Raw genomic sequence first — 24,836 nt, forward strand, 5'->3', positions numbered from 1 at the left:
ATGACTATAGGATTTTTATCTCACTCTGATATGAGTATATATCATTTTAGATTGCCTATTATGCGAGCCTTAAAAGAACTAGGTCATGAGGTTATAGCTATTGTTCCAAATGGTAGCTACAATAACTTTATTAGTGCTGAGTTTAAATTGGTAAATTATGATATAGATAAGGCTAGTTTAAATCCGCTTAGAATATTTAAAGATAGTGCAAATCTAGCTAAAATTTTAAAATCTCTAAATTTGGATATGATTCAAACTTCTGCTCATAAATCCAATATATTTGGCACTCTTGCAGCTAAAAAAGCAGGTATAAAATATATAGTAAATTTAGTTGAAGGATTGGGTAGCTTTTATATCTCAAATTCAGCTAAAAATAGAGTTATTAGAGCTATTATAGAGTTTTTATATTTTATAACTTTTAGATTATCAAATGCTACAATCTTTGTCAATGATTCAGACCCAAACTATATGCTAAGCCATCACCTAATCCCAAAAAACAAGATAATTCGCATTAAAAGCGTAGGTATTGATGCAAGTAAATTTGACCCACAAAGTGTAACTCCATATGATTTTCAAAGCAGTAAAAAAATAGTTTTGATGATAGCTAGAGCATTAAAAGATAAAGGCGTAATAGAGTTTTATCAAGCAGCTAAAATTTTAAAAGATAGAGATGATTGTGAATTTGTTTTTGTCGGCTCAAGCGATCTAGGAAACGCCTCGAGTTTAGATGAGAGCTTCTTATCTTCGCCTTATGTTAAACATATTAGTTGGAGTAATGAGGTAGCAAATATGTTACGCTCTTGCTATTTATTTGTCCTTCCTAGCTACAAAGAGGGCTTTCCACGAACAGTACTAGAGGCGATGAGTATGGCAAAACCATCAGTTGTAAGCGACTGCGATGGGTGCAAAGAGGCTATAGAAAATGGAATTAATGGGTTAATTTGTAAAACAAAAGATCCAAAAGATTTAGCTAGTAAAATTGCTACTCTTTTAGATGATGAGAATTTAGCCAATTATATGGGGCAAAATGGTAGAAAGATAGTTTTAAACCACTATAACCAACCACTCATAACTGCTAAATATATTAAATTTTATAAGGAATTAACCGGTGTATAGATATTTTTTTAAACGAGTATTTGATATTTTAGGAGCTTTGATTTTAATTATTTTAACACTTCCAGTGATGATATGGGCATATTTTGCTATTAAAAAACATCTTGGTTCTCCAGTTATATTTACTCAATCTCGCCCAGGCAAAGATGAAAAGATATTTAAAATTTACAAATTTCGCTCAATGAGCGATGCTAGAGATGAAAATGGAAATCTACTTAGTGATGAGATTCGCCTTGGTGAATTTGGCAAAAGACTTAGAGCGCTTAGCATAGATGAGCTTCCGCAGCTCTTTAATGTATTAAAAGGCGATATGAGCTTCATAGGTCCAAGACCGCTGTTAATAGAGTATCTACCACTATACTCAAACGAACAAAAACGCCGCCACAATGTCCGACCAGGAATTACAGGCCTTGCGCAAGTAAATGGCAGAAATGCTATTAGCTGGAAGGAGAAATTTGAATTTGATACATATTACGCTGATAATCTAAGCTTGATCTTAGATATCAAAATTGCCATCAAAACTATTCAAAAAGTAATCAAAAAAGATGGAGTAAATAAAGAAGGGATGGCAACTACGGAGAAATTCAATGGCTACAACTAGCTTATATATCTATGGCAACGGCGGTCACGCTAAGGTAGTAGCCGATATAGCTAGAGCAAACGGCTATGATAATTTGATATTTTTAGATGATAATAGCGATATGAAATTTAACTCAAATTTGCCAAAACACCCAATTATCATCGCTATTGGCAACGCTTTAATTAGACAAAAATTGCAAAATTTGGTTTTGTCAAGCGGATTTGAGTTAATTACGCTAATCCACCCTACAGCAGTAATAGGCAGTGATGTAACTATCGGCAATGGGAGCGTGGTAATGCCAGGCGCTATAATCAATACTAAAAGCACAATTGGCAATGGAGTTATTATAAATAGTGGTGCGATAATAGAACATGAATGCACAATTGGCGATTTTGCTCACATCTGTCCAGGCGTGGCAATAGCTGGAGGATCACTTGTAGGAGAGCGTTCATGGATCGGTATTGGCTCAAGCGTTATCCAAAATATTACAATAAAACCAGATATTACAATTGGTGCTGGAAGTGTAGTGGTTAAAGATATTTTAGAAGGTAGCTTAGCATACGGAAATCCATGCAGGGTAGTAAAGAGCTAAACTTGCTGTGATTTATTGTACATCTGTTTGTTTAAATTTGTATAGTTATATAGATTAAGCTAGATTTATCTATTTGACAAATTTGACTTTTTAGCTTATATTTTTGCAATTATAAATAACTTCTATATATTATAATATATTGCTATCATTTATAATAAGTATTTGATTTACTTTATCTCTATTGAGATTGGCTTTTATTTTATTATTTTGCTTTTAATTTTAATAGATAATAATTTAATAAAATTATCTTAGCGTATCCATAATAATACATCTTTATTATACTACAATCACTAAAAATAATCTGATTAAAATTGCAATATAAAATAATCTTTCTAAAAATTCTCAAAATTATTTTTATAATACTATCTATTTATATATTAAATTATAACAATAAATTAAATTTTAGTTAGAGTATAGTTAGCTAATTGATATCTATCATCGCATAATTTAGCTAAATCATCATCATGAGTTACTAAGACTAAAGCGGCATTATTAGCGCTTACATAATCAAAAATTACACTCATTACCTCTTTTGCAGTGGCTTGGTCTAGATTGCCAGTTGGCTCATCGGCAAATATAATCTTAGGCTTTTTAGCTAAAACTCTAGCTATACTTACGCGTTGCTGTTGGCCGCCACTTAATTCGCCAATTTTTTGATTAACTACCTTATCTATTTTCAACGCTTCTAGCAACTTTGGATCTATCTTTTGACCGCTTAAAATTGTAGCAAGTTCAATATTTTCAAATCCATTAAATCCCTTAAAAAGATAGTGCGCTTGAAAAATAATACCAAAATCATATCTGCGTATTTTTAGAAGCTCACTATTGCTTAATTGGTAAAGTGATTTATTATTATAGATAACTTCGCCAGAATAAGGCGGTAAAAGTGTAGATAAAATATGTAAAATTGTGGATTTCCCGCTACCACTAACTCCCATAATAGCAGTAGTAGTAGCAGGTTTTATATCTAAGTTTATATCATTAAAAAGCGTATAATCAAACTTATGAGTTAAATTTAACGCTTTTAGCATAATTAAGCCATTTGAGCAGCTACTTCAGCGGCAAAATCCTCAGCTTTTTTCTCTAGGCCTTCACCTACTTCAAATCTTACATAGCTTACGATTTCTATTTGACCGCCAAGTTTTTTAGCTTCTTCAGCTATAACTTGCTCAATTGTTTTTTTATCATCCATTACATAAAATTGTCCTAAAAGCGTAAGGCGTTGGTCTAATTGAGTATTATCAGCTATATAGCGATCGATTTGACCTAGAAGAATCTTATCCCAGATAGCTTCTGGTTTGCCTTGTTTTCTTAATTCTTCTTTTAAATTTTCAGTAGCTTTAGCTATTACCTCATCACTTAGTTGAGCACGGCTAGCATATTCTGGAATTTTATGAAGAGGTTTTTTAAGACGCACAAGCTCTTCATTCTCTTTTTCTAATTCACCTTTTAAAGCTAAATACTCTTTTTCTACAAATTCAGCATCAAATTCTTTATAGCTAATTACTTGTGGTTTCATAGCAGCAGCATGCATACATAGGTTGCGTAAAAAATCACCTATCTTACTAGCAGTATCTTCAGAATCACAAGCTGCACCAATAAGAACGCCCACACGGCTATTTGAGTGGATATATCCAGCTACAACGCCATTTTGGCTAGCTTTAATAGTTTCAAATCTTCTTACTACTAAATTTTCACCAATTGTAGCGATTTGGCTTTGGAAAAACTCCTCAAATTTAACTCCACCGATGCTTGATTCTTTTAACTCATCTACTGTTGTAATTGAGTTAGTTTGCACATGAAGTGTTGTATTTTTAACTAAATCAACAAATGTAGCATTTTTAGCAACAAAGTCAGTCTCAGAGTTGATTTCTGTGATAGTTGCTGTTTTGTTATCATCACTTACAACTACACTTACAAGACCTTCACTAGCTAGACGATCAGCTTTTTTAGCAGCTTTACCAAGACCTTTTTCTCTTAGGATATCAACTGCTTTTTCCATATCGCCATCAGCTTCTTGAAGAGCTTTTTTACAATCCATCATTCCAGCTCCAGTGCTTTCACGGAGCTCTTTTACCATACTTGCGCTAATTTCCATTACTCTTCCTCTCCTTCAGCCATAGCTTCTGCTACTACTTCATCTTTTTCTTCTTGAGTTGGAGCTTCTACATCATCAGCGCTCTCATCTTGATCTCTTAAAGCTTTACCTTCGTTAATTGCTTCAGCCATCTCTTGGCAGAATAGTTGAACGCTTCTAATAGCGTCATCATTTCCTGGAATTGGGTAATCGATGATATCTGGATCGCAGTTTGTATCGATTGGCGCTACAACTGGCATTCTTAATTTATTAGCTTCTGCTACTGCGATTTTCTCTTTTACAGTATCAATTACAAAGATCATATCTGGTAGAGTTTTCATATTTCTAATACCGCCTAAAGTTGCGATTAGTTTCTCTTTTTTGCGGCGAAGCATTAGGGCTTCTTTTTTAGTTAATAGATTAATTGAGCCATCTTCTTCCATAGCTTCGATAACTTCTAATTTTCTAATTGATTGTCTAATTGTTCCAAAGTTTGTCATCATACCGCCAAGCCATCTTTGATTAACATATGGCATACCGCATTTTTCTGCATACTCTTTAATAGCTACACCAGCTTGTTTTTTTGTACCTACAAATAGAATTGTTTTACCTTCAGCTGCAGCATCTCTAACTACATTGTAAGTATATCTAAAATATCTAATAGTTTTTTGTAAATCTATAATATAGATACCTTTTCTTTCGCCAAAAATAAATTTTTTCATTTTTGGATTCCAGCGTCTTGTTTGGTGACCAAAATGCACACCACACTCTAGTAAATCTCTCATAGTAACCATGAGTTTCTCCTTAAAAATTTAATTAGTTTATTCCTCTTGCACCCCTTAATAGCATATTTGCTACAACTAAATAAGGATTGATGCAATGTGAAATGAGACGAGATTTTATCTAAATTTAACTTATTTTTTGCTTTATTTATTTAATACCAAATTTTATAAAAAATAAATTTATCCTAAACTTAATCTATTTACTTAGCTGAAACTTCTCTTTTATGCTCTCAAGTGAAGTAAAAACTAGCCCAATATTTTGCAAATCACTACTAGTTATATCAAAATTTTTTGGACGAAAAAACAACTCCAAAACTGCTAAATTCTCCCCAAATTCCAATCCATAATTTCTAGCATTTTGAGCGATTTTTAATAGCTCAATATCAGTACATCTCTCATACATTTTCTTTATCCTTTTAACATTATAAATCCAGCAAATCTACCAGTTACTTTACTTTTACGATATGAATAAAATCTATCATCGCAGTGCGAACATATATTTAAAAATTTATAGTTATCAACACCAAGCTCTTCAAGCTCATCTTTTATAGCCAAATTCATATCAAATTTACTATCTTTTATAAACTTATTAAACTCTCCTAAATCCAAATTTTTAACTTCGTAGCAATTTTTACTAATATTTGGCCCTATTATTACGCTTAAATTTTTAGGATTTGAATTCATTTTTTCTATGCTTTTGCTTATGATTTTTTGCACTATTCCAGCTCTGCCAGCATGAATTGCAGCAATTTTATCTTGAGCCTTATCATATATCAATACAGGCGAACAATCAGCGACCATAACGCATAAAGCAAGGCCTTTAATATCTGTAATAACTCCATCACAAGGTGGTAATTTTTGATTAAAATCATCTACTACATATACTAAATCGCTATGAATTTGCTCCATAAAAATGAGCTTTTTAGCTGAAATTTTACTAGTTAAAATCTCACGATTTTTGCTAACTTTTTTTGGGTCATCACCTACATGAGTAGCTAAATTTAAACTCTCATACTCTTTACTGCTTACCCCTCCAAATTTAGTAGTAAATCCAGCTATTAATCTCTCATCATCAATAGATACTAGCATAAAAATCAGCCTTTTGCCAAGTAAGAGTCTGTTCATTAGATTTTAAAATTCTATCAATATAACGAGCTAAAATATCGCTTTCTATATGAACTCTTCTTCCTACTTTAAACTCGCCAAATAGCGTATCTTTCATACTTATAGGAATTAGCGTTAGACGCATAAGATTGCCATTAATTTCATTAACTGTCAAACTCACGCCCTCAACTCCAATAGCTCCCTTATTTGCTACAAAATGTAAAATATCACTAGGCAATTCTATAAAAAAATCAAATCCGGTTGAGAGTTTTTTAATACTTTTTATCACACCTATTGCGTCAATATGTCCTTGCATTAGATGTCCATCTATTCTATCGCCAATTCTCATAGCCGGTTCTATATGAACCCTATCTTTGTAATTTTCTAAGGCCAAAACATTTGAACTTTCACTGCTAAGCTCAACGCTAAAACCATCACTCCCTACTTCTACCACACTAAGACAAGCACCATTTACTGCGATACTATCGCCTAAATTTGGCTTATGACTAGCCTTAATTATTAATATTTTACCATCAAAACTTTTAACTTCACCAATCTCACGAATAAGTCCATTAAACATAAATTCCCTTAATTTATAAATATCGAATTATATCTATTTTTTAATAAATATATAAACTAAACATTGTGATTAATAAAATATTTTAGAATGACATAGTAGGCAAATCATAGGTGCTATAAATTTAGCACCTATAAATATTCGTGATTTTATTTTAAAATCATTGCTATATTAGTTCAAACTATAATTATATCTGAGCATATTAATATCTACCATAACTTTAAAAAATTATAGTTTCTTAAATTTTGTAAATTTCTATTTAGCTCTCGCTCTCGACTATCTTCTAGATACATATTTAATTCTTGCTGTTGGAGCATTTCTCGATGTTGAATATAATTGAGTTCTGCTTGACCTAATGGACTTGAACATCCAGCTAAATTTTGCGAAAACATATCATGCAATTTATCATTAGTAATTAAATTTGGATCTATACTTCCATCATACCATAAAACCTGATCTAAAGAGCAGTATATATCATATCCTGCAGATTCTAAACCTGCAATTCGTTGAGAATCCATATAAATATATGTAGAACCATATGGTATATAATATGATTGACCATTTAAAAATAAAACCCCACGATTTGATGGATTAAAAGCACATCCTGCTAAAATAGTAAGAAATCCAAATATCAAACTAAAATTAATTATTAAACTTTTCATATTTTATCCTTTTAAATATTCCTTAAACTCATCTATCATAGATGCTATAAGTTGCATATCTCCATATGAATGCTTTAACCACTCTTTACCATATTTTTCTAATAATGGATTATTAGATGCAATTTTATCTTCATCATCTATAACAGTATAATAAAAATCAGCAAATATCTCCAAAACTAACTCATATTCTCCACTATCCAACTCTTTTAATTTTTTAAAGATTTCATCATCGCTTAAATTTGAACCTAATATAGATTTTAAATCATTCATATATAAAATAGAAAGTTTTTTACAAAGCATTATAATTACATCTGGGTAGCTTTCTATATTATCTTTTTGCAAAATATTTAAAACTTGGCTTAATTGTTCTTGCATAGTAAAATAACAATTATTTTGCATATTGCTCCTTTTTTAAAATTATAATCATTAAATGTTAGAAAAAAAAAAAAATAAATAGTAAACATATTTATAAAAATATTAAATTTATAAATCTTTTACTATAAATTAGGTAAAATCGCCCCTAAAAATAATAAGGCAAATAACAATGAAATATGATATTATCGTAGTTGGCGGTGGGCATGCTGGGATTGAGGCATCCTTAGCGGCTGCTAAGATGGGAGCAAAAACTCTATTAATTACAATTTTAGCTGAACAAATCGGCGCTGCAAGCTGTAATCCTGCAATTGGTGGACTAGCTAAAGGGCATTTAGTAAAAGAGATTGACGCTCTTGGCGGTCAGATGGGGCTTACTACAGATGAGTGTGGGATACAATTTAGACTTTTAAATGAGAGCAAAGGCCCAGCTGTGCGTGGTAGCAGAGCGCAAATCGATATGGATAGATATAGAATCTATATGAGAAATTTATTGCTAAATACTCCAAATTTACAAATTACTCAAGAGATAGCCACTCAAATCTTAACACAAGATTCAAAAATAACTGGAGTAAAAACTCACTTAGATAATGAGTATAGTTGCGATAAACTCATTATCACAACTGGCACCTTCTTAAATGGCTTAATCCATGTAGGAACCAATAAGCTAGAAGCTGGCCGTGTAGGCGAACTTAGCTCAAAAGAGTTACCAGATTCTCTAAGATCTCTTGGCCTTGAAATGGGAAGATTAAAGACTGGAACATGCCCAAGAGTTTTAGCTAGCTCAATTGATTTTAGTGTTTTAGAAATTCAAGATGGAGACGCAGAGCCAGCGCCATTTAGTTTTAGAACTAAAAACTGGACTCCAAATCAACTTCCTTGCTACATAGCATACACAAATACAGACACACACGATATAATTAGGTCAAATTTTGATCGCGCTCCACTATTTACAGGACAAATAGAAGGCGTAGGACCTAGATACTGCCCAAGTATAGAAGATAAGATCAACCGCTTTGGCGATAGAGAGCGTCACCATCTATTTATAGAGCCTCAAACTCTAGAAGCGACTGAATACTATATAAATGGCTTTTCTACTTCACTTCCATATGATGCTCAAGTAGCAATGCTGCGCTCTATAAAAGGCTTTGAAAACGCTATAATAGTTCGCCATGGATATGCTATAGAGTATGATTATGTCAATCCTACTGAGCTAAAACACACCCTAGAGAGTAAAAAAATTAACGGACTATATCTAGCTGGTCAGATAAATGGCACCACCGGATATGAAGAGGCTGCAGCTCAAGGATTAATGGCTGGGATAAATGCAACTCTAAATTTACAAAATAAAGATCCGCTTATCCTTCGCAGAGATGAGAGTTATATTGGTGTTTTAATCGACGATCTAGTAACAAAAGGCACAAAAGAGCCATATAGAATGTTTACTAGTAGGGCTGAGTTTAGACTACTTTTAAGAGAAGATAATGCAAATTTACGCCTTAGTGAGTATGGATATAATATTGGTCTTTTACCTAAAGATGCATATAATGAGGTTTTAGCCTTAAAAGATGATCTAGAAAAAGCAATGGAAATACTACTTACAAAAGAGATCACTCCAAATAAAGATACCCTAAATTTTCTATCAAATATAGAAGAAGAGCCAATAAATGAAAAGATGACACTTCAAAAATTAGTCGCTAGAAAAAGTTTTGATGATAAAAAATTAAGAGCGCTTGATCCATTTTTTGAAAATTTAAACCAAAACTCTATAAATCAAATTTTAACTGAAGCAAAATATTATCACTATATCGCCCAGCAGCATATAGAAGTTGAGAAGATGAAAGGGCTTTTAGATGTTAAGATTCCAAACGATTTAGATTTTAAAACAATTAGTGGTTTAAGCAACGAAGTAGTAGAAAAACTAATCAAATTTGCCCCACCAACCTTAGCAGCTGCTTCAAATATCAGCGGAATCACCCCAGCAGCAATAGATATACTACACATAGCAATTAAACGTTATAAATCTACAAATAGCTAAGCTTTATGGCTTAGCTGTTGAATATATTTTTCTTTATAAAAATTAATTCTAATTAAATATATTTTTAACTTTAAAATGGTAAAATTACAAGTTTAGCTTTTACTTATTATAGTTTAAGGCTAGCTTAAATTTGGTTACAATAAATAATAATCGAAAGGAAAGAAATGTCTATTCAAAAGCAAGAAAGACGTGATTTCATCGGAATGGCATTTGGTGCTGTCGCAGCTGTCGGCGGTGCTTTTGCTTTAGTAGGGATGAAAAAGTCTTGGGATCCGCTTCCTAGCGTTAAGGCTGCTGGTTTTACAACAGTAGATCTAAGCCCTATGCAACCTGGCGAATTCCGCCAAGTAGAGTGGCGTAAAAAGCCTATATTCATCCTTAAAAAAGATGATAGCATGAAAGCTAACCCTAAAAGAGATATCGTAATAGGCGATGGTAATTATATTGTTACAATCGGTCTATGTACGCACCTTGGCTGTATACCTAGCTGGAGTCCAAGTGATAAGCTATTTAAATGTGCCTGTCATGGTGGCGAGTTTAACGCTGATGGTATGAATGTATTTGGCCCACCACCACGCCCACTTGATATCCCACCATTTAAAATTGACGGGACTAAACTTGTACTAGGTGAAGAAGGCCCTGAGTACAAAAAATTAGTCGCAACAGTATAAGGGAGGATTTATGGCACACATTACAAAAGCTACAAGCATACGCGATTGGTTTGATCAGCGTATAGCTGTTACAAAGTTATGGAATATACTAGCAGCACAGTACTGGATACCAAAAAATATCAACTTTCTTTGGGCAATGGGTGTAGTTTTAACTGTACTTTTTACCCTACTTTTTATAAGCGGTTTATTATTGCTAATGTACTATAAACCAGATGCAAATTTAGCCTTTGATAGTGTTAATTACACTATTATGAAAGAGGTTGAATATGGCTGGTTATGGCGTCATATTCACGCAGTTGCAGCCTCTGTTATCTTTTTAATCATCTATATTCATGCATTTGTAGGTATTTACTACGGTTCATACAAAAAAGGTCGTGAGATAATTTGGATTAGTGGTATGCTACTTTTCTTAATATTCTCTGCTGAAGCATTTAGTGGATATATGCTACCGTGGGGTCAAATGAGCTACTGGGCAGCACAAGTTATCACTCAACTATTTGGTGGAATTCCATTTATTGGAGATGCTCTTGTAGAGTGGATTAGAGGCGATTATGCAGTTAGCGATCCTACACTTACAAGATTCTTTATGCTTCATGTTTGCTTATTACCAATTGTTATTATAATGGTTATAGGTGTTCACTTCTATACTTTACGCATCCCTCATGTTAATAACCTTGAAGGCGAAGAGATTGATTTTGAACTAGAAGCTGAAAAATATCTAAAAGGTGATACTGTAAATTCAAAAGTTATTCCATTTTGGCCAGGATTTTTAAGTAAAGATTTCTTCTATGTATCTTTATTTATGATTTTCTTCTTCTATTTAGTAAGTTTCCATTTCAATTTTGCTATGGATCCAATCAACTTCGATCCTGCAAATGCTGCTAAAACTCCAACTCATATCTATCCTGAGTGGTATTTCTTATGGCAATATGAAATTTTACGCGGTTTCTTCTTTGATATTGGACCTTTAAAAGCAGCTGATATTGGTGCTTTAGCTATGGCGTTTGCTGGTATTTCGCTATTCTTTATGCCTCTATATGATAGAAGCGATGTAGTAGCTCCAGCTCATAAAAGAAAAGGTTTCTTTATATGGTTCTGGTTACTTATTATCGATTTAATTATCCTAACAGTGTATGGCAAACTTCCTCCAACAGGATTTAATGCTTGGATAGGATTCTTCTCTTCAGTTGGCTTCCTTGTGTTGCTACTTGTAGTACTTCCTATCATCACAATCAAGGAAAGAAAGGCAAATAAATGAAAGAATTAAAAGCGTTTTTAATTGTCGTCCTTGTTACAGGCGCTATTTATTGGGGTGTTGAGCCTTACGCACATTCAATTTTACACCCACATGTTGAACCGGCTAATTTTGACTTTGCCAAAGAGGATACAACTCTAGCAAAAACAAATGTAGAAAAAGCAGAAGCTGTTTTAAAAGCCGCTCAAACTAGCGGTGATAAAAGCGTAATTGATGGTGCTACAAAAACTCTAGAAAATGCAAAAGCTGAACTAGAAAAATATAGTGCATTTTGGGCAGACATCGAAAGTATAGACCTTGCAAAAGGCGATGCAGCTTCAGGTGCAAATTTAGTAGCAGCTGCCGGATGTACAGCATGCCACAGCATTAAATCAGCTGGTTTTGAACCGGCAATGGATGATAAAAGTGCTAGCGAGGCTTATGGTGTTGCTCCTCCAGATCTTAGCAATATCGGATATCTTTATGATGGTAAATTCCTAGCTGCTCTTATTAAAGATCCAGCTATGGCGTTAAAAGTTACTCATAAATTTAATGATACAAACCCATTTCCTATGACAGCTTTCTATGGTGCTGGCGGTGATTTAAATCAAGAAGTAGCAGACTTAGTAGCATATTTCAAAAGCATAGCACCAAAAGAGATGAGCGATAGAGATGTATTTATAGAGTCTTGTGCTAGATGCCATGATATGAAATATGTAAATGTATTTGCTAATGGCAACAAACAAAGTATAGCAAACTATCTAGGTATGACACCTCCGGATCTATCTATGTATATTAGATCTAGAAGTGAGTTATATCTAAATAACTTTATAAACGATACTCAAAAAATGCTTCCAGGCACATCTATGCCACGTGTAGGTTTAAATGAACAAGCTCAAAAGCAAGTTATTGAGTATATGAGAGAAGCCGGTGATAGCAAAAAAGAAGAAAGAGAGACAACAGGTATCTATATCATGATTTATTTTGCTATTCTTAGTGTATTTGCTTGGGCATGGAAACGCAAAATCTGGTCTAAACTACACTAAAATTTAAATTTATTCAAGACTTAGAGCAAATTATTGCTTTAAGTCTTGACAAATATCAAAAAATATTGTATAATCACAACTCATTTTTAGATTGGGGTATCGCCAAGCGGTAAGGCAACAGGTTTTGGTCCTGTCATTCAGAGGTTCGAATCCTCTTACCCCATCCACCCTATATATTATGACGCGAGATGGAGCAGTGGTAGCTCATCGGGCTCATAACCCGAGGGTCGGGGGTTCAAGTCCCTCTCTCGCAACCAATAATCTTTAGCACACACCTACACCAATCCCATCTCTTATATCATCGATATTTAGATGGACATACTTCAAACTACTTTGTATATTTTTATGGCCTAAGTATTGCATTAGCCTATAAGCTGAAAACTTCTTTAGGCTAACCAAACGACTTGCTACAGTATGTCTTAAGGCATATTGGTTATACTCTTTAGCGTTTATTCGCTTATCAAAACCCAAAGCCTTATTCATATCCTTCCACCTTGATACACATATGCTGTGTGTCAAATTATTTATCTTACAATTCTTATAATTTTCTCTATCTAATCCTTTGTAACGCCCCCTAGCTATTGAGTAATAAACTCCCTTCAGATATCCTTCAGGTTCCTTAAGATATAACTCCATAGCTTCTGACTTTTTTAAAGATAAAGCTAAATTAATCCTATCGCATATATCACTTAAAAGTTTTAAGGTTATGCCACCTAAGGGTAAGGTTCTACTATTAGCGTTCTTAGTAGTCCCTACTTTTAATGTAGTAGAGTGTGTTTTTAAAGCTCTACTGATGGTAATAGTCTTGTTTTCTAAGTCTATATCACCTACCCTAAGTTCATAGTATTCAGCTGGTCTTAGTCCTAGATTAGAGTTTATTACAAAATACTCATACATCTCTCTATCTACTAGGCTACCTGTCTTATCACTGATACTCTTAAAGTACTCAGCAATATCATTTATCTCAGCATCGCTATAGCATACTATCTTATTCTCTCTTATACTAGCTGCTAGCTTTTTAAAATTAGGTTTATTCTTAAACTCATAAACCCCAGTTCGCTCTAGCGTCTCAAAGGTTGTCCTAAGAGTGCTTAACAAGTGATTAAAGGTTCTCTCTTTGTACCGCTTACCATTTACACCACTGATTAACATAGTTCTTTTTAAGTTCATCAGTAGCTCTGTGGTAATAAGAGATAAGTCTAAATCACCAACCATTTTTATTAGAGTGTTAATCCTAGATGGTGGATTTTTATTATCCTCCAAGTATTGCCACACACTCTCTACCATATAATCCCTAGCTTCACTAAGTAAGAAGGGTTTGGTTTCTTTAGGTGGTTCTAATAACCACTCTAGATTATTAAAGCCTAATTGCTTAGGTGTTAATAGGGCTGCTTGTAGGCTAACCCTTAAATCCTTTTCACATTTCTCTGCCACTTCTATATCAGTGGTATTCCAAGTTCTTTGGTATCTTTTACCGTTTATATAAAAGTCGCTTTTGTAGCGTCCATCTTTTAATTTAAACATACCTGTTGCCTTTGCTTATATTATAAGACCCTCTTATAATTTTGCTTAACTTCTCTCCTTTCTTAATAAGCTTTCTATAAACTCTCTTCCTTTTGGCGTTATAAACAGCCTTCTAGCTAAGTTACGCATATCTCTATCATCATAGGCTTTACTTATAAAACCATTATCATAAAGATACCCAGTATGTATGCTAGTATTAGCTGTAGTCCAGTCTAATAACTCAGAATAAAAAGCCTGTGTTTCTCCTTCGTGTTTTGCTATTGTAAATAACAATATAAAAAGCTTTATAGAGTAGCTCTTTACATTTTTACCATTACCATTAGTAGGTGGTTTAAAATTATCTAATCTATTTAAAAGTGTTAGAGCTTCACTAACCCTATCTAGATATGTGTTTTGCATTTTGTTCTCCTTTATATTACTCCTGCTTCAATTGCTTTAGCTAATGATTTATCATCTGCTATTGTCCTATATATATCAGGATTAAACCTTTCATCAACTAACTCTACTATCTCCCAGTCTTCTACTGTTTTCTCTAGCCTATAGTTTTCTTTCTCACCAGTTTTAGGGTGGATTGTTATAGATAACTGCCTAAAAGCCTGTGGTTTTTCTACAAGCCTCAACTCCCCCTTATATCTCTCATAACAAGTAGATAATCTTATCGATGCGTTATTAAACACAGTCTTAGAGCTAAAGAGTTTATTAAAAGCCCTGCCGTCCATCTCAGTATTATGGATAAAGCCCCCAATACCTTGTATATACTTATCATATTTCTTTAGCTTTGCTATCTCTATAATTATCCTTCTATCTTTCGTAGTTACTTCTAAAGTTCTAACTCTATCAACAAGTTTAAAAGATATCTTAGCATTTAGCCAATTATGATGCCTACTTAAATGTATTTTCTCATAGGTTATAGGGTACCTATACATAGTATGCCCCTTTAGTATCCTACAATCAGCCTCAGCCTTTTCCTTTAGCTCCTTTGGTATTAAGCTCAAACCCATTAGCTGCAACTGTGCTATGTAGGTAACATCACTATCACTATCATATCTAAAGCCATTATTCCTAGCCGTTAGCCACAATGAACGCCCTGAGTTATGCCCTGATAATACTCCAGTAGCCCCTATACAGAATATAAACCCAATTACAATAACTGCTATAAACCAAGGGTTATACCCATAGGTTATACAAGCAAGCAAGGCTATACCCCACACAGCCCATATCCTTAATAGCAATTCGTTAGCTTTTGCTATTTCTTCATCAGATTTCTTTGGTATTTCACCTGTTCTAAGTATCTCTATATCATTCTCAAAATGTTCCCTAACCCATATAGGGTCAGCGTGGTGGGCTTCTATTATCCCACCTTGAGCTTTTATAATTGCCATTTATATTCCTTTTGCTATCTTAAAACTTAATTATGCTAAAGCTTTCTTTGGGTACTTAAGATTTTCCATATCATCTATAGCATCTTTAAAACCAGCTAAATAAGATATATACCACGCTTCAGAGCTATAAATTCCCTTTAGATTTTCCTCATATAATTCATCTTTGGATATTTCATAGCCCTGCTCCATAGCTTTATTATAGCCTTCTATATACCATTCTTCCAGTGCTTCACTATCATCATCACCATAGTTATATAAATCACCATTACCATAATAATATAAATCATCATCATCACCATAATAATATAATTTACTTTGATAAAACTCATTATAAATCATAAAATTCTCTATTAAAAATGGCTTAGATGTTAGCTCATCAACCATATCTTTTAAAATTGTTAAGGTTCTATTCATCGCCGTTGTGTTTATAGTTTCCTTTGGTGTGTGTTCATTATAATAACCCACACTTAGATTTATACACGCTACTCCTTTAGAATACATACCAGCTAAGTTGCTAGCATCTGTAAAGCTCCCTTTTGCCTTAAAATATCCCCTTCTTTCGAATAAAGCCATTAATTCACTATTATCATAGCCATAAATAGCTGCTTGGTCTGCCCCACGCCTATCTAAACCTATAAAGGCTGTTATATTATCCGTTAAATATTGTAGCATATATTTACTACCTACACCCCCTATCTCTTCATCATAGAAGAAACCGAAGGCATAAGGTAATCTAGCCTTAATTAATTCTAATGCTATATATACACCACACCTATCATCACCCCCCCCCAAACAACTGCAAGGGCTATTATTTGTGAGCGATAAATAATCGCCTTGTATATTTATATCGCTAATCTTAGGCGTTTCTTTTGGTTTTCTTTGGTCATTTATAGTATCAAGGTGAGAGCAAATTAATGGATACTTTTCACATTTCTTTGGTGTTACTATGATACCCCCATTATCAATAAAGATTATACTATAAAAATCCCTATAATCGTTAATAATCTCTTTAATTTTAGTACCTAATTCACTTTGGTTTATTGTTAATAATTCTATTATATTCATATTAATTATACTTCTTTCACTCTTTAAAAAATAGGGGCTATAATGCCCCTTATACTCTTAAGCTCTGTATGTGCTTAGACTATCTAGAAAATAGACTTCATCATTTATTTCTACTAATTCAACCCCACTTCCGCGGTATGTGTAATCGTACTCAACATATCTCCCTGGTGTGTGAACCGCTATAGCATCGCTATCATCTAAAATATATGCTTGATGATAGTCACTATATATACAACTATCCATATGAGTTACGCCACCATAATTTATAGGCTCTACAGCGTAGTCCCTATCGATGCGTTCTTCATTGTAATCATCCCATACTCTATCATCATCATCTTCATTATATACGCTTCCATCAGTGTATAGTAGAACATTATCTACACTATCATCCCACTCAAAACTGTCATAATCTAACCTATCAGGCCAGTGAAATGAGTACAACACCCCCCTTCCACTGTTATAGTGGCTAAATGTATCCATAAAAGGAGCTTTACTACCCCATATGGCATTATCCAGCTCTTCCTTAATTTCTTCAGGCAAGTTAAGGATATATTCTGCATAATCAAAAGGCCTATCTCCAGCCTTTTCCCAAATGCAATCTATATCTAATTTTTTTAACTCATTTTTTAGAGCTAAGTGGTGTATCCCTTCATTATAATACAGCCTATCGGCTACATCATTAAGGCAAGCCTCGCCGTTATGTGTGATATAATTCTTATCCCAAATTAAGCACCTTGCTACTATTTTACCATTATTATCCATTAATATTGCCATTTTGGCTATCTCATCTACCCATTTAAAAAAGCTGCCTCTACCCTTTTGGCAACTAGTAGGTATATCAAGGTTATAGCCTAAGCTTGGTTTAACAAAACTTAAGCTATAATTATGCTTCAAAGCATTTTGTTGGACTCTCAAGTTTTCCCTAAACTCTTGAGAGCCTTCTGAAGTCTCTAAAATCTGCATAAACAAATCTTGTTTAAGGGTTCGTTCCTTTATATTTCCTAATCTATCTAAATATATGGCTATTGGGTTACCTTTAGAATCTAGGCTATAACAAGGATACCCAGCGTTCTTATTACGCACTAAAGCCCATTTATCTTGTAGGCTGTCATATAACGCTACATAAGTAACGCTCTCTAATCTTCCCAAAACTCTTTGTTTTTTGGTTTCAACTAAACTTAACACTCTACCCGCTTCTATAAAGCGGCTCTTAAACTTTGTTAAAGTTAAGCTATCCATCTTTAACCCTTTCTTTTTTAATTTATATTATTATACCAAAAAACTTAACAAAAGTCAAGGTTTTTTAGTAAGTTTTTTTAAAAAGATTTGAAAACCTTTAAAAGCCCCTTTTTAAGGGTTTCTTTTAAAGGTTTTCTTTTCTTTTTAATTGATATAATTATAGCATAAAAATATTTTAAAGTCAAGGTTTTTTAGCAAAAATATCAAAAAATATTCCAAAAAATTATCAATTTATTCCAAAATCGTTTATTTTATCCGATGATTTAGCCCATTTTTAGGGCTTTTAAAGCGTGTTTAGCAGTGTTAAGAGTGATTAAAAGGGATATTAAAACAACTATTTAGATTAATCTTAAGGGGCTTTTAGGGTTGCAAGGGGTTGCCCTTGATTGTTATTAAGATTAGCTTAAGGTTTGCTTAAGGTTTCCAAAGGGGGCAAGGGGGGGGGGGGGAACGCTCGCCGATTGAGCGTTTATTAAGTGTTTCAAATATTTTTTCCAATTTTTTACACCCCCTTAGGAAACCCTAAATATCCAAAAATATCCTCAAAATAAGAAGAAGTAATGTGTAAGAATAAAATTCAGGTGGGTAAAGCTCCCACCCTTATGGTGAAGTACTACGGCGACTTCTAGCCACCTCTTTCTACCAGTGGTAGTTGAGCTAAGGGGTGAATAGTATCACACTAAAGAACCTAAAAAGTACCCCAGCTATTACACTGGGCGACCCACAAAGCATATAAAGCTTCGAGCCGAAAATATTAAATAAAAACTACCACCCCCTTTGCAGATAAAATTCTCAGAGCTGTGGGTGGTCTCGTGTAAGAATTTAGATAGCTCTAAATGGCTCATAAATCGCTAAAGTATCCTTAGGCTATACCTAGGTATGCCTTAGCTATCCAAAGGCTTTTATAGGCTATCTAGAGAGATTGTATTATATATTCTCTTTTATAAATTAATATATAAATCAAGAAAGGGATATCCCATAGATAGACTAGAGTATCTCTAAGATATCCTTAAGGACACCCTAGACTAAACCTAAGATATCCTAAAGGATACCCTAGACTAATCTCTAGGTATCTTATAGTATATCCTATGGTATATCTATAGTATATTTTATAATATATCTTCCCTTTCCCTTCCCCCATATGGGACACCCCCATAAATAGGGCATTTGAAGGGTATGATTTTTAGTGATAAAATCAGTGTTTAATATACTAAAAAATAGACTATATTTAAATAAGCTCATAAATAGCCTTTAAATCCATTTTAACCCTTTAGGCATACCTAGATATACCCCAAGGGTTCTTTAGCGATTTATGAGGCGTTCTGTGGCTTCTATGAGGCTATCCTTTATCTTGTCATAGCTATGCCAAACTTCCCAAGCTTCCTCTCTTAGTTTATAATCTAAGTTTGTATCTAGTTCTTTTATAGATATTGCTAAATCTTCACTTACTCTTTTTAAGCGTCTTTGTATATTTGCAGCTAGGTCTGCTTTAGTAATCTCTTTTTTTACAAGTTTTCTTTTAGCTACTTTCTCCATTTATTCTCCTTTAGTGTTGTTTATAGATATATTATAATCATATAAAACTTAAAATACCATAAATAGCCTTTAAATCCATTTTAACCCTTTAGGCATACATAGATATATACCCCAAGGGTTCTTTAGCGATTTATGAGGCGTTCTCATAACCCGAGGGTCGGGGGTTCAAGTCCCTCTCTCGCAACCAATATCCATAAAATCAGATTTTAAAATATATAATTTATTTCTTATAAGATACTTAAATTTTACTTTACTGATTTTAACATATTTTCAATAACACTTAGCGACATTTTCATATCTTTAGTTATATACCTTTGAGTAGTGGCAATATTAGTATGCCCTAAACAGTAACTAACTAATTCAACAGATGATCCTAAATGATTTATAGAATAAGTTGCTATCAAGTGCCTTATATCGTGTAATCTAAGCTTAGGTAGATTATTGGTTTTTAACAATCTATGCCAAGATTTACGCAAATCAACATATTTGTTATTAGTAGCTGGATTGACAAAAACATAATTATCTAGAGAATATGAACCAGATTTTACAAGCGATACATATCTTTTATAAAGTCTATGATATAAACCATCGCTCATCAAATATATCATAGTTCTTTTAGCTTTATTTATTTGAAATGGTATAGAATATGTTTTATTTTTAAAATTTATATCAGACCACTTCAAAGATAATACTTCGTTTTTTCTCCTACCGTGCAATAAAAAATAAAATATATCACTAGTTGGAGAATCATTATTAATGATAGCCTTTATGATATTCTTTTGCATTTTTACAGAGTAGTTAAAGTAAATTTTATTATCAAATCTAGGTAATTCTACAAAATCACAAGGATTTTTAGTTATCAGCTCGAGCTTAATAGCAAATTTAAAAACTACCTTTAATTTGGTTAGTATATTTTTAACTGTTTTTATTTTATATCCAGATCTTATCAAGTTATTACAAAAACTCTGAATATCTAAAAAGACAATCTCATTAATACAATTAAGACCCAAACCTTGTTTAATATGCTTATTATATGTAGCTATATCACTTTTTAAAGTTGATGGGCGAAGTAAAAATTCATAGTATATCAAATAATTATCAAAAACTTCATTTAAAGTCATAGTAAATCACTCCATCAGAATCAACAGCTAAATTTTCAAACACAGCATTTAAATCATTTAATCTATTTTTACCGCAGAATATACCCATTTTTCTTTTTACAAGTTCGTTTTCTACATATGCAAAATGTTGCAAATTACAAGTATTGGTATCAAGGCTGCGATAATAACTTAACAAGGTATAATCTTTCATATTTGTAACTATAGGCTTACTCTCAAACCAAATTTTACTTGATCTATTTTTTATCGTAGGCTTTTCATAAACCCTATAAATTCTATCTACATTTTTGGCTTTTTCCTTATGGTAATAATGTATGATATTATCACCTATAGAATGCTTTATTACACCATCTACGCAAGAGATTGTTTCTCCACTATCAACATTCTTAAGCAAAAAATAAGATTTATCAAAATTCCACTCGCAGTGCCATTCAGACATTGATTTTATACTGCATAAATTATAAAAATCCTTGTAAAAAAAGTTGATTTTTCTATATATCCATAGCGGAATTTGGTGCTTAGAGCTGATAAAACGACGAACCTTATATTTAACATACCAAGCGGTATTATAGTCTAGATTGTCACGCTCATTAAAATTTATAAAAGTTTTATTGATATATTTTAGAATATAGCCAGTAGGATTGCTTAAAGTCCATTGAAAGCCGTTAATTTCGCCCTTGGCTATCTGCTCTTTTGTTAAATAATTTTGCCTTAAATTTTGCGGAGCATAGAATATATCTTTAAAAGCCTTGAGTATGTATTCATGCGCATATTGCGGATAACTAATTAAAGCGTGGATATGCGGAACGCCATCTTTTTTATGTGGCTCAAAAGAGCGGATATAATACTTAGTCAAATTCTTATATTTGCGGTGTATGCGAACTATAAATAAATTCCACTGGTAATTAAGCAAATTTATCAAATCTTTAATATTTATATCATTAAGACAATTTTTCATCTTATATTTAAACTCTTCACTTAATAAATCCCTATCCTTAGCCTTAAACCTACTAAAATCACCCATAAGGGCATCTCTAAAGCAACCATTAAGCGTAATTGTCAAAAAACTAGACTGCAAACCTTGGTTAAATGAGAAATCATTAATTGTATTAACACGATTATTTAACTCAGCATAATATCTACTAGAAAAATTGGCAGAATACGAACAATCAAGCAAGGTTTTGACTTCGCCACTCTCATCATCTACTTTATAAATTTGAGATTTGAGCCATAATCTTTGGCTTTGTAGCTTGGCATTCGCCAGCTCCAAATCAGCTTCACTGATTCCAAAGCTTAAAGGTAAGACTTTTTTATTAACTTGACAAGCCGCCGCTTTATTCGCGCCGCGCTCGTTCCTCGCGCTGCGCTCATAGTCGGCGTTAGCGGCGGCAGTCATTAAAAAATTTGACCTTAGCATTTTGAATCACTCGCTTAAAACACTTCAATAGATATAGAGATAATAGAGTTGCTAACTTCAACTTTTTGGGTAGAAAATAGATACTTTAAGAGCCATATATCTTTTAAAATTGGGATACCGGTTCTATTTGTATTTTCTATCTGCTCGTTAATTCCGCTAAGAACTAAAATATCTCCCTTTTTTAGCTTATAATTAGACTTTAACTCCTTTTTAGTCGTAGTAGGCGTTAAATTATCAGTATTAATCAAATTCTCATATACAAAATGTATATCTGTATATACAAATTCACCAATAATTCTAGGCTTTAAGGTAAGCTTTAAACCGACATCTTTATATTCAAAATTCTCTTGAGTAGAGCTTTGCGAGTCTTGAACTTGCCTAATCGAAGTGCGAAAAGGGATATTTCTTACATTAGAAAAATATACAGAAGTATTGTTTTTAGCTACCAAAAATGGGCTAGATTTTATATTAGTAATTGAATTAGAATCTAAAAATTTTAAAACACCATAAAATTTAGAGCTTTGATTACTAACATTAGTATTAGCAGTATAAGGAACGGTAAGTAAATTAAAAAAATATCTAAAATCTACACTATCTACACCTTGCAATAAAGAATTTATCTCAGTACCTCTAGAACGCAGATCATCTAAATTTGTTTCTAAAATGGTAATCTTAAAATTTACTTGCTCAAAGTCCTTTTCATCTAGCATAGACACTGCTGATAATATCTCGCTATACTCCTTATCAGTAGCCTTAAAAGCAACGGCATTATCTTGGCTAATATAAGTGGCATTTCTATCATACATATTGATTATGCTATTTACTTCATCAAAGCTATTATTCTTAAGCTTGATATAAAATAAATTTGAAAGCTCTTGATTGTCGCTAGCAGTTAGATTCTCATCTACCCTATCAACATAATAAAAATCATCAAATTTTAAAAGCCTAAAGCCTGATACTTCTATAATCTTTTTAAAAACTGGCAAATCAATTTCAGAATTTAAATAAGGCGAGAAAAAATAAAAGTCCTTGGCTTTTATATCACCACTAATCAAAATTTCTATCTTTGAATTTGTAGAAGCTATATTGGCAAAATCAAGCAAACTATTCTTAATTATTGCGGCCTGAGAGAGTTGGCAAAAAACTACTAGAACCACTAATAAACGAAGGGTTTTTAAAATCATCGGTTAATCCTTTAGAATTTTTATTTGTATTAAATGTAATATTTAATACTTTAAAAACATCATCTTTAATGATAATGTTGGTTTCAACGCTATTTTTAGATTTATTAGAATCAATCTTATACAAAATTTCAGTTTTACTTAAAAGGTAGCTTAAGAGCCTTAAATCAAACAAGTCATCACTATTATCAAATTTGCAATCAAATCCAACACAAGTATATTTATAATAAAAACCTAATGTATCATCTATTTTATCGCTAGGTAAATTTTGTCTAATATTAGCGCTTACTTTGGTTCTATTGCTATCAGTAAATTTTTGACTTGGTTTGCTCGTATCATCTGATGTAGTAACTAAAGATTTAAGCATGTAGAATAGAAAAAATGAAAAAATAAGTAAAAAGAACGAAATATAAAGAAATTTTCTCAAATAACTACTTCGTATATTATCATCACCGCTATGATATAAATTAAAAACTTCTTGAATAAAATCAATGTGGAATCTACGGACTAAATCTTTTTCATATAATCTATAACTGGTATATTGGAAATATCTAAATTTCTTGCTAAAAAATCTTTTTGAGCTATCGACAGCCCTATAGAAAAATTCTGCGATTCTTTTATATTCATTATCAACTAAAGATAAATCTTGGGTAATTAAATATAGCTCATGGTGTAAGTGTCTATGGTATGTAAGCCACCATATCAATATCTCATCTTTACTAACAAAAAAATTATGAATTTCATCTATAACAAATATAACATTAAATAAATCAAAAGATTTCGCAGTCTCTATCAGCTCAGAATCTGGAGAATTAAGCTTATACATATTATATAAAAGACTTAGCTTCTCTTTTAAAGGCTCAAGCTCTAATTTGCGTATCTTATCACTAGAATCAAAATTAAACTCATTAATATTGGTATATCCAAAATCATACTGCTTTTGCTCTTTTTGCTTGGTAAAGCGAGAGAAAAAATTTGTCTTTTTAGTGCGTATAAATTTATCATATAGTATATAAACGCCATAATAGCTTTTACCGCTACCTGGATTGCCAACTATATAATGAATTGCCATTACTTTTTCCCAACGCCGGTTTTTATAAGTAGATCATAAAGATATTTGATTTGATTAAATACTAAATTTTTAGCTTTAAACATTAAAACAATAGTCAAAAATACAAGCAATAAATAAAACAAAGGGCTTACTATATTATAGGCATCAACAAAGGCTTTCCAAACACCGCTAGCCGACATAACCGATAAGAAAAATTGCAAATTTTTATCAGAGCTACGAATCATATCAAGCATATTCTCATTAACAATATTTACTAAATTAAATAGTCCTAAAAGCAAATTTAGAAATTCTATAAATACATATGTAAAAACATAGGTCGCAAAACCTATGATAATAGGATATAAAATAGTAAGTAAAACAACTTTTCTACCAAAGAAACCAGCTATAAATTCAACAACAGAAGTAAATACAAATCCTATAAAACTTATCAAAGCTTGAATAACTGCAACCATTT

The 24,836-nt window shown here is 32.5% G+C and carries 26 protein-coding genes and 2 tRNA genes; 9 read left to right on the forward strand and 19 right to left on the reverse strand.

From position 1 onward, the window contains the following. From pglA to pglD, 3 genes are read left to right on the forward strand one after another with little or no spacing between them, the layout of a single operon-like run. Positions 1–1,116 (forward strand): N,N'-diacetylbacillosaminyl-diphospho-undecaprenol alpha-1,3-N-acetylgalactosaminyltransferase, encoded by a 1,116-nt coding sequence (gene pglA, locus CVIC12175_RS06615; RefSeq protein ID WP_086315944.1) that lies wholly within the window; start codon positions 1–3, stop codon positions 1,114–1,116. Next, positions 1,109–1,714 (forward strand): undecaprenyl phosphate N,N'-diacetylbacillosamine 1-phosphate transferase, encoded by a 606-nt coding sequence (gene pglC / locus CVIC12175_RS06620; RefSeq protein WP_086254409.1) that lies wholly within the window; start codon positions 1,109–1,111, stop codon positions 1,712–1,714. The genes pglA and pglC overlap by 8 nt, the downstream gene beginning before the upstream one ends. Beyond that, positions 1,701–2,285, forward strand: a complete 585-nt coding sequence (gene pglD / locus CVIC12175_RS06625) for a UDP-N-acetylbacillosamine N-acetyltransferase (RefSeq protein WP_086255643.1) — start codon at positions 1,701–1,703, stop codon at positions 2,283–2,285. The genes pglC and pglD overlap by 14 nt, the downstream gene beginning before the upstream one ends. A gap of 395 nt (positions 2,286–2,680) precedes the next feature. On the opposite strand, the gene CVIC12175_RS06630 is transcribed toward pglD, so the two are convergent. The 8 genes from CVIC12175_RS06630 to CVIC12175_RS06665 form a co-directional block, all read right to left on the reverse strand. After that, positions 2,681–3,316, reverse strand: coding sequence for an ABC transporter ATP-binding protein (locus CVIC12175_RS06630; protein WP_086302659.1), 636 nt, complete (start codon positions 3,314–3,316; stop codon positions 2,681–2,683). 2 nt (positions 3,317–3,318) lie between these two features. Next, positions 3,319–4,383, reverse strand: coding sequence for a translation elongation factor Ts (tsf, locus tag CVIC12175_RS06635; protein ID WP_086315945.1), 1,065 nt, complete (start codon positions 4,381–4,383; stop codon positions 3,319–3,321). Beyond that, positions 4,383–5,156: a 30S ribosomal protein S2 gene (rpsB, locus tag CVIC12175_RS06640; RefSeq protein ID WP_086248978.1), complete on the reverse strand. Its 774-nt coding sequence runs from the start codon at positions 5,154–5,156 to the stop codon at positions 4,383–4,385. Before rpsB ends, tsf begins: the two co-directional genes overlap by 1 nt. 184 nt (positions 5,157–5,340) lie before the next feature. After that, positions 5,341–5,547, reverse strand: coding sequence for a hypothetical protein (locus CVIC12175_RS06645; protein WP_086247359.1), 207 nt, complete (start codon positions 5,545–5,547; stop codon positions 5,341–5,343). A gap of 5 nt (positions 5,548–5,552) precedes the next feature. Continuing rightward, positions 5,553–6,233 carry a peptidoglycan editing factor PgeF gene (gene pgeF, locus CVIC12175_RS06650; RefSeq protein ID WP_086315946.1) on the reverse strand — a complete coding sequence of 227 codons (681 nt, stop codon included), beginning with the start codon at positions 6,231–6,233 and terminating at the stop codon, positions 5,553–5,555. Then, complete coding sequence (locus CVIC12175_RS06655) at positions 6,217–6,828, reverse strand: riboflavin synthase (protein WP_086255647.1); 612 nt, start codon at positions 6,826–6,828, stop codon at positions 6,217–6,219. The genes pgeF and CVIC12175_RS06655 overlap by 17 nt, the downstream gene beginning before the upstream one ends. Before the next feature lie 206 nt (positions 6,829–7,034). After that, a complete protein-coding gene (locus CVIC12175_RS06660; RefSeq protein ID WP_086256570.1) occupies positions 7,035–7,487 on the reverse strand; it encodes a hypothetical protein in 453 nt (150 codons plus the stop codon). A 3-nt stretch (positions 7,488–7,490) separates the two neighbouring features. Beyond that, the gene (locus CVIC12175_RS06665; RefSeq protein ID WP_086255649.1) at positions 7,491–7,886 is read right to left on the reverse strand and encodes a hypothetical protein; all 396 of its coding nucleotides are present in this window, start codon (positions 7,884–7,886) and stop codon (positions 7,491–7,493) included. A gap of 145 nt (positions 7,887–8,031) precedes the next feature. On the opposite strand from CVIC12175_RS06665, the gene mnmG reads away from it, so the two are divergent. The 6 genes from mnmG (at position 8,032) to CVIC12175_RS06695 (ending at position 13,105) form a co-directional block, all read left to right on the forward strand. Continuing rightward, positions 8,032–9,897: a tRNA uridine-5-carboxymethylaminomethyl(34) synthesis enzyme MnmG gene (mnmG, locus tag CVIC12175_RS06670; RefSeq protein ID WP_086256569.1), complete on the forward strand. Its 1,866-nt coding sequence runs from the start codon at positions 8,032–8,034 to the stop codon at positions 9,895–9,897. A gap of 164 nt (positions 9,898–10,061) precedes the next feature. Next, the gene (gene petA / locus CVIC12175_RS06675; RefSeq protein ID WP_086248973.1) at positions 10,062–10,568 is read left to right on the forward strand and encodes a ubiquinol-cytochrome c reductase iron-sulfur subunit; all 507 of its coding nucleotides are present in this window, start codon (positions 10,062–10,064) and stop codon (positions 10,566–10,568) included. A gap of 10 nt (positions 10,569–10,578) precedes the next feature. Next, positions 10,579–11,826 carry a cytochrome b gene (locus tag CVIC12175_RS06680; protein WP_086302662.1) on the forward strand — a complete coding sequence of 416 codons (1,248 nt, stop codon included), beginning with the start codon at positions 10,579–10,581 and terminating at the stop codon, positions 11,824–11,826. After that, positions 11,823–12,848 (forward strand): c-type cytochrome, encoded by a 1,026-nt coding sequence (locus CVIC12175_RS06685; RefSeq protein ID WP_086255654.1) that lies wholly within the window; start codon positions 11,823–11,825, stop codon positions 12,846–12,848. Before CVIC12175_RS06680 ends, CVIC12175_RS06685 begins: the two co-directional genes overlap by 4 nt. Positions 12,849–12,940: 92 nt before the next feature. After that, positions 12,941–13,015, forward strand: a tRNA-Gln gene (locus tag CVIC12175_RS06690). Between the two features lie 15 nt (positions 13,016–13,030). After that, positions 13,031–13,105 (forward strand) — tRNA-Met (locus tag CVIC12175_RS06695). 7 nt (positions 13,106–13,112) lie between these two features. Here CVIC12175_RS06695 and CVIC12175_RS06700 read toward each other — a convergent pair. The 11 genes from CVIC12175_RS06700 to CVIC12175_RS06750 form a co-directional block, all read right to left on the reverse strand. After that, positions 13,113–14,372, reverse strand: coding sequence for a tyrosine-type recombinase/integrase (locus CVIC12175_RS06700; protein WP_086315947.1), 1,260 nt, complete (start codon positions 14,370–14,372; stop codon positions 13,113–13,115). 45 nt (positions 14,373–14,417) lie between these two features. Continuing rightward, positions 14,418–14,771 (reverse strand): helix-turn-helix domain-containing protein, encoded by a 354-nt coding sequence (locus CVIC12175_RS06705; RefSeq protein ID WP_086315948.1) that lies wholly within the window; start codon positions 14,769–14,771, stop codon positions 14,418–14,420. 11 nt (positions 14,772–14,782) lie between these two features. After that, positions 14,783–15,754 carry a hypothetical protein gene (locus tag CVIC12175_RS06710; protein ID WP_086315949.1) on the reverse strand — a complete coding sequence of 324 codons (972 nt, stop codon included), beginning with the start codon at positions 15,752–15,754 and terminating at the stop codon, positions 14,783–14,785. A 30-nt stretch (positions 15,755–15,784) separates the two neighbouring features. Beyond that, the gene (locus tag CVIC12175_RS06715; protein WP_086315950.1) at positions 15,785–16,819 is read right to left on the reverse strand and encodes a zinc-binding metallopeptidase family protein; all 1,035 of its coding nucleotides are present in this window, start codon (positions 16,817–16,819) and stop codon (positions 15,785–15,787) included. Between the two features lie 57 nt (positions 16,820–16,876). Beyond that, a complete protein-coding gene (locus tag CVIC12175_RS06720; protein ID WP_086315951.1) occupies positions 16,877–18,058 on the reverse strand; it encodes a hypothetical protein in 1,182 nt (393 codons plus the stop codon). Between the two features lie 1,302 nt (positions 18,059–19,360). Continuing rightward, positions 19,361–19,594, reverse strand: a complete 234-nt coding sequence (locus CVIC12175_RS06725) for a hypothetical protein (RefSeq protein ID WP_086315952.1) — start codon at positions 19,592–19,594, stop codon at positions 19,361–19,363. Positions 19,595–19,839: 245 nt separating this feature from the next. Next, positions 19,840–20,715 (reverse strand): tyrosine-type recombinase/integrase, encoded by an 876-nt coding sequence (locus CVIC12175_RS06730; protein ID WP_086315953.1) that lies wholly within the window; start codon positions 20,713–20,715, stop codon positions 19,840–19,842. Continuing rightward, positions 20,702–22,108 (reverse strand): replication endonuclease, encoded by a 1,407-nt coding sequence (locus CVIC12175_RS06735; RefSeq protein WP_086315954.1) that lies wholly within the window; start codon positions 22,106–22,108, stop codon positions 20,702–20,704. Before CVIC12175_RS06735 ends, CVIC12175_RS06730 begins: the two co-directional genes overlap by 14 nt. Before the next feature lie 35 nt (positions 22,109–22,143). After that, positions 22,144–23,313, reverse strand: coding sequence for a type II secretion system protein GspD (locus tag CVIC12175_RS06740; protein WP_086315955.1), 1,170 nt, complete (start codon positions 23,311–23,313; stop codon positions 22,144–22,146). Beyond that, the gene (locus CVIC12175_RS06745; protein WP_086315956.1) at positions 23,240–24,382 is read right to left on the reverse strand and encodes a zonular occludens toxin domain-containing protein; all 1,143 of its coding nucleotides are present in this window, start codon (positions 24,380–24,382) and stop codon (positions 23,240–23,242) included. Before CVIC12175_RS06745 ends, CVIC12175_RS06740 begins: the two co-directional genes overlap by 74 nt. After that, positions 24,382–24,834: a hypothetical protein gene (locus tag CVIC12175_RS06750; protein ID WP_086315957.1), complete on the reverse strand. Its 453-nt coding sequence runs from the start codon at positions 24,832–24,834 to the stop codon at positions 24,382–24,384. Before CVIC12175_RS06750 ends, CVIC12175_RS06745 begins: the two co-directional genes overlap by 1 nt. Between the last annotated feature and the right edge of the window lie 2 nt (positions 24,835–24,836).

This window comes from Campylobacter vicugnae, from assembly GCF_002139875.1.
Taxonomy (GTDB): Bacteria; Campylobacterota; Campylobacteria; order Campylobacterales; family Campylobacteraceae; genus Campylobacter; species Campylobacter vicugnae.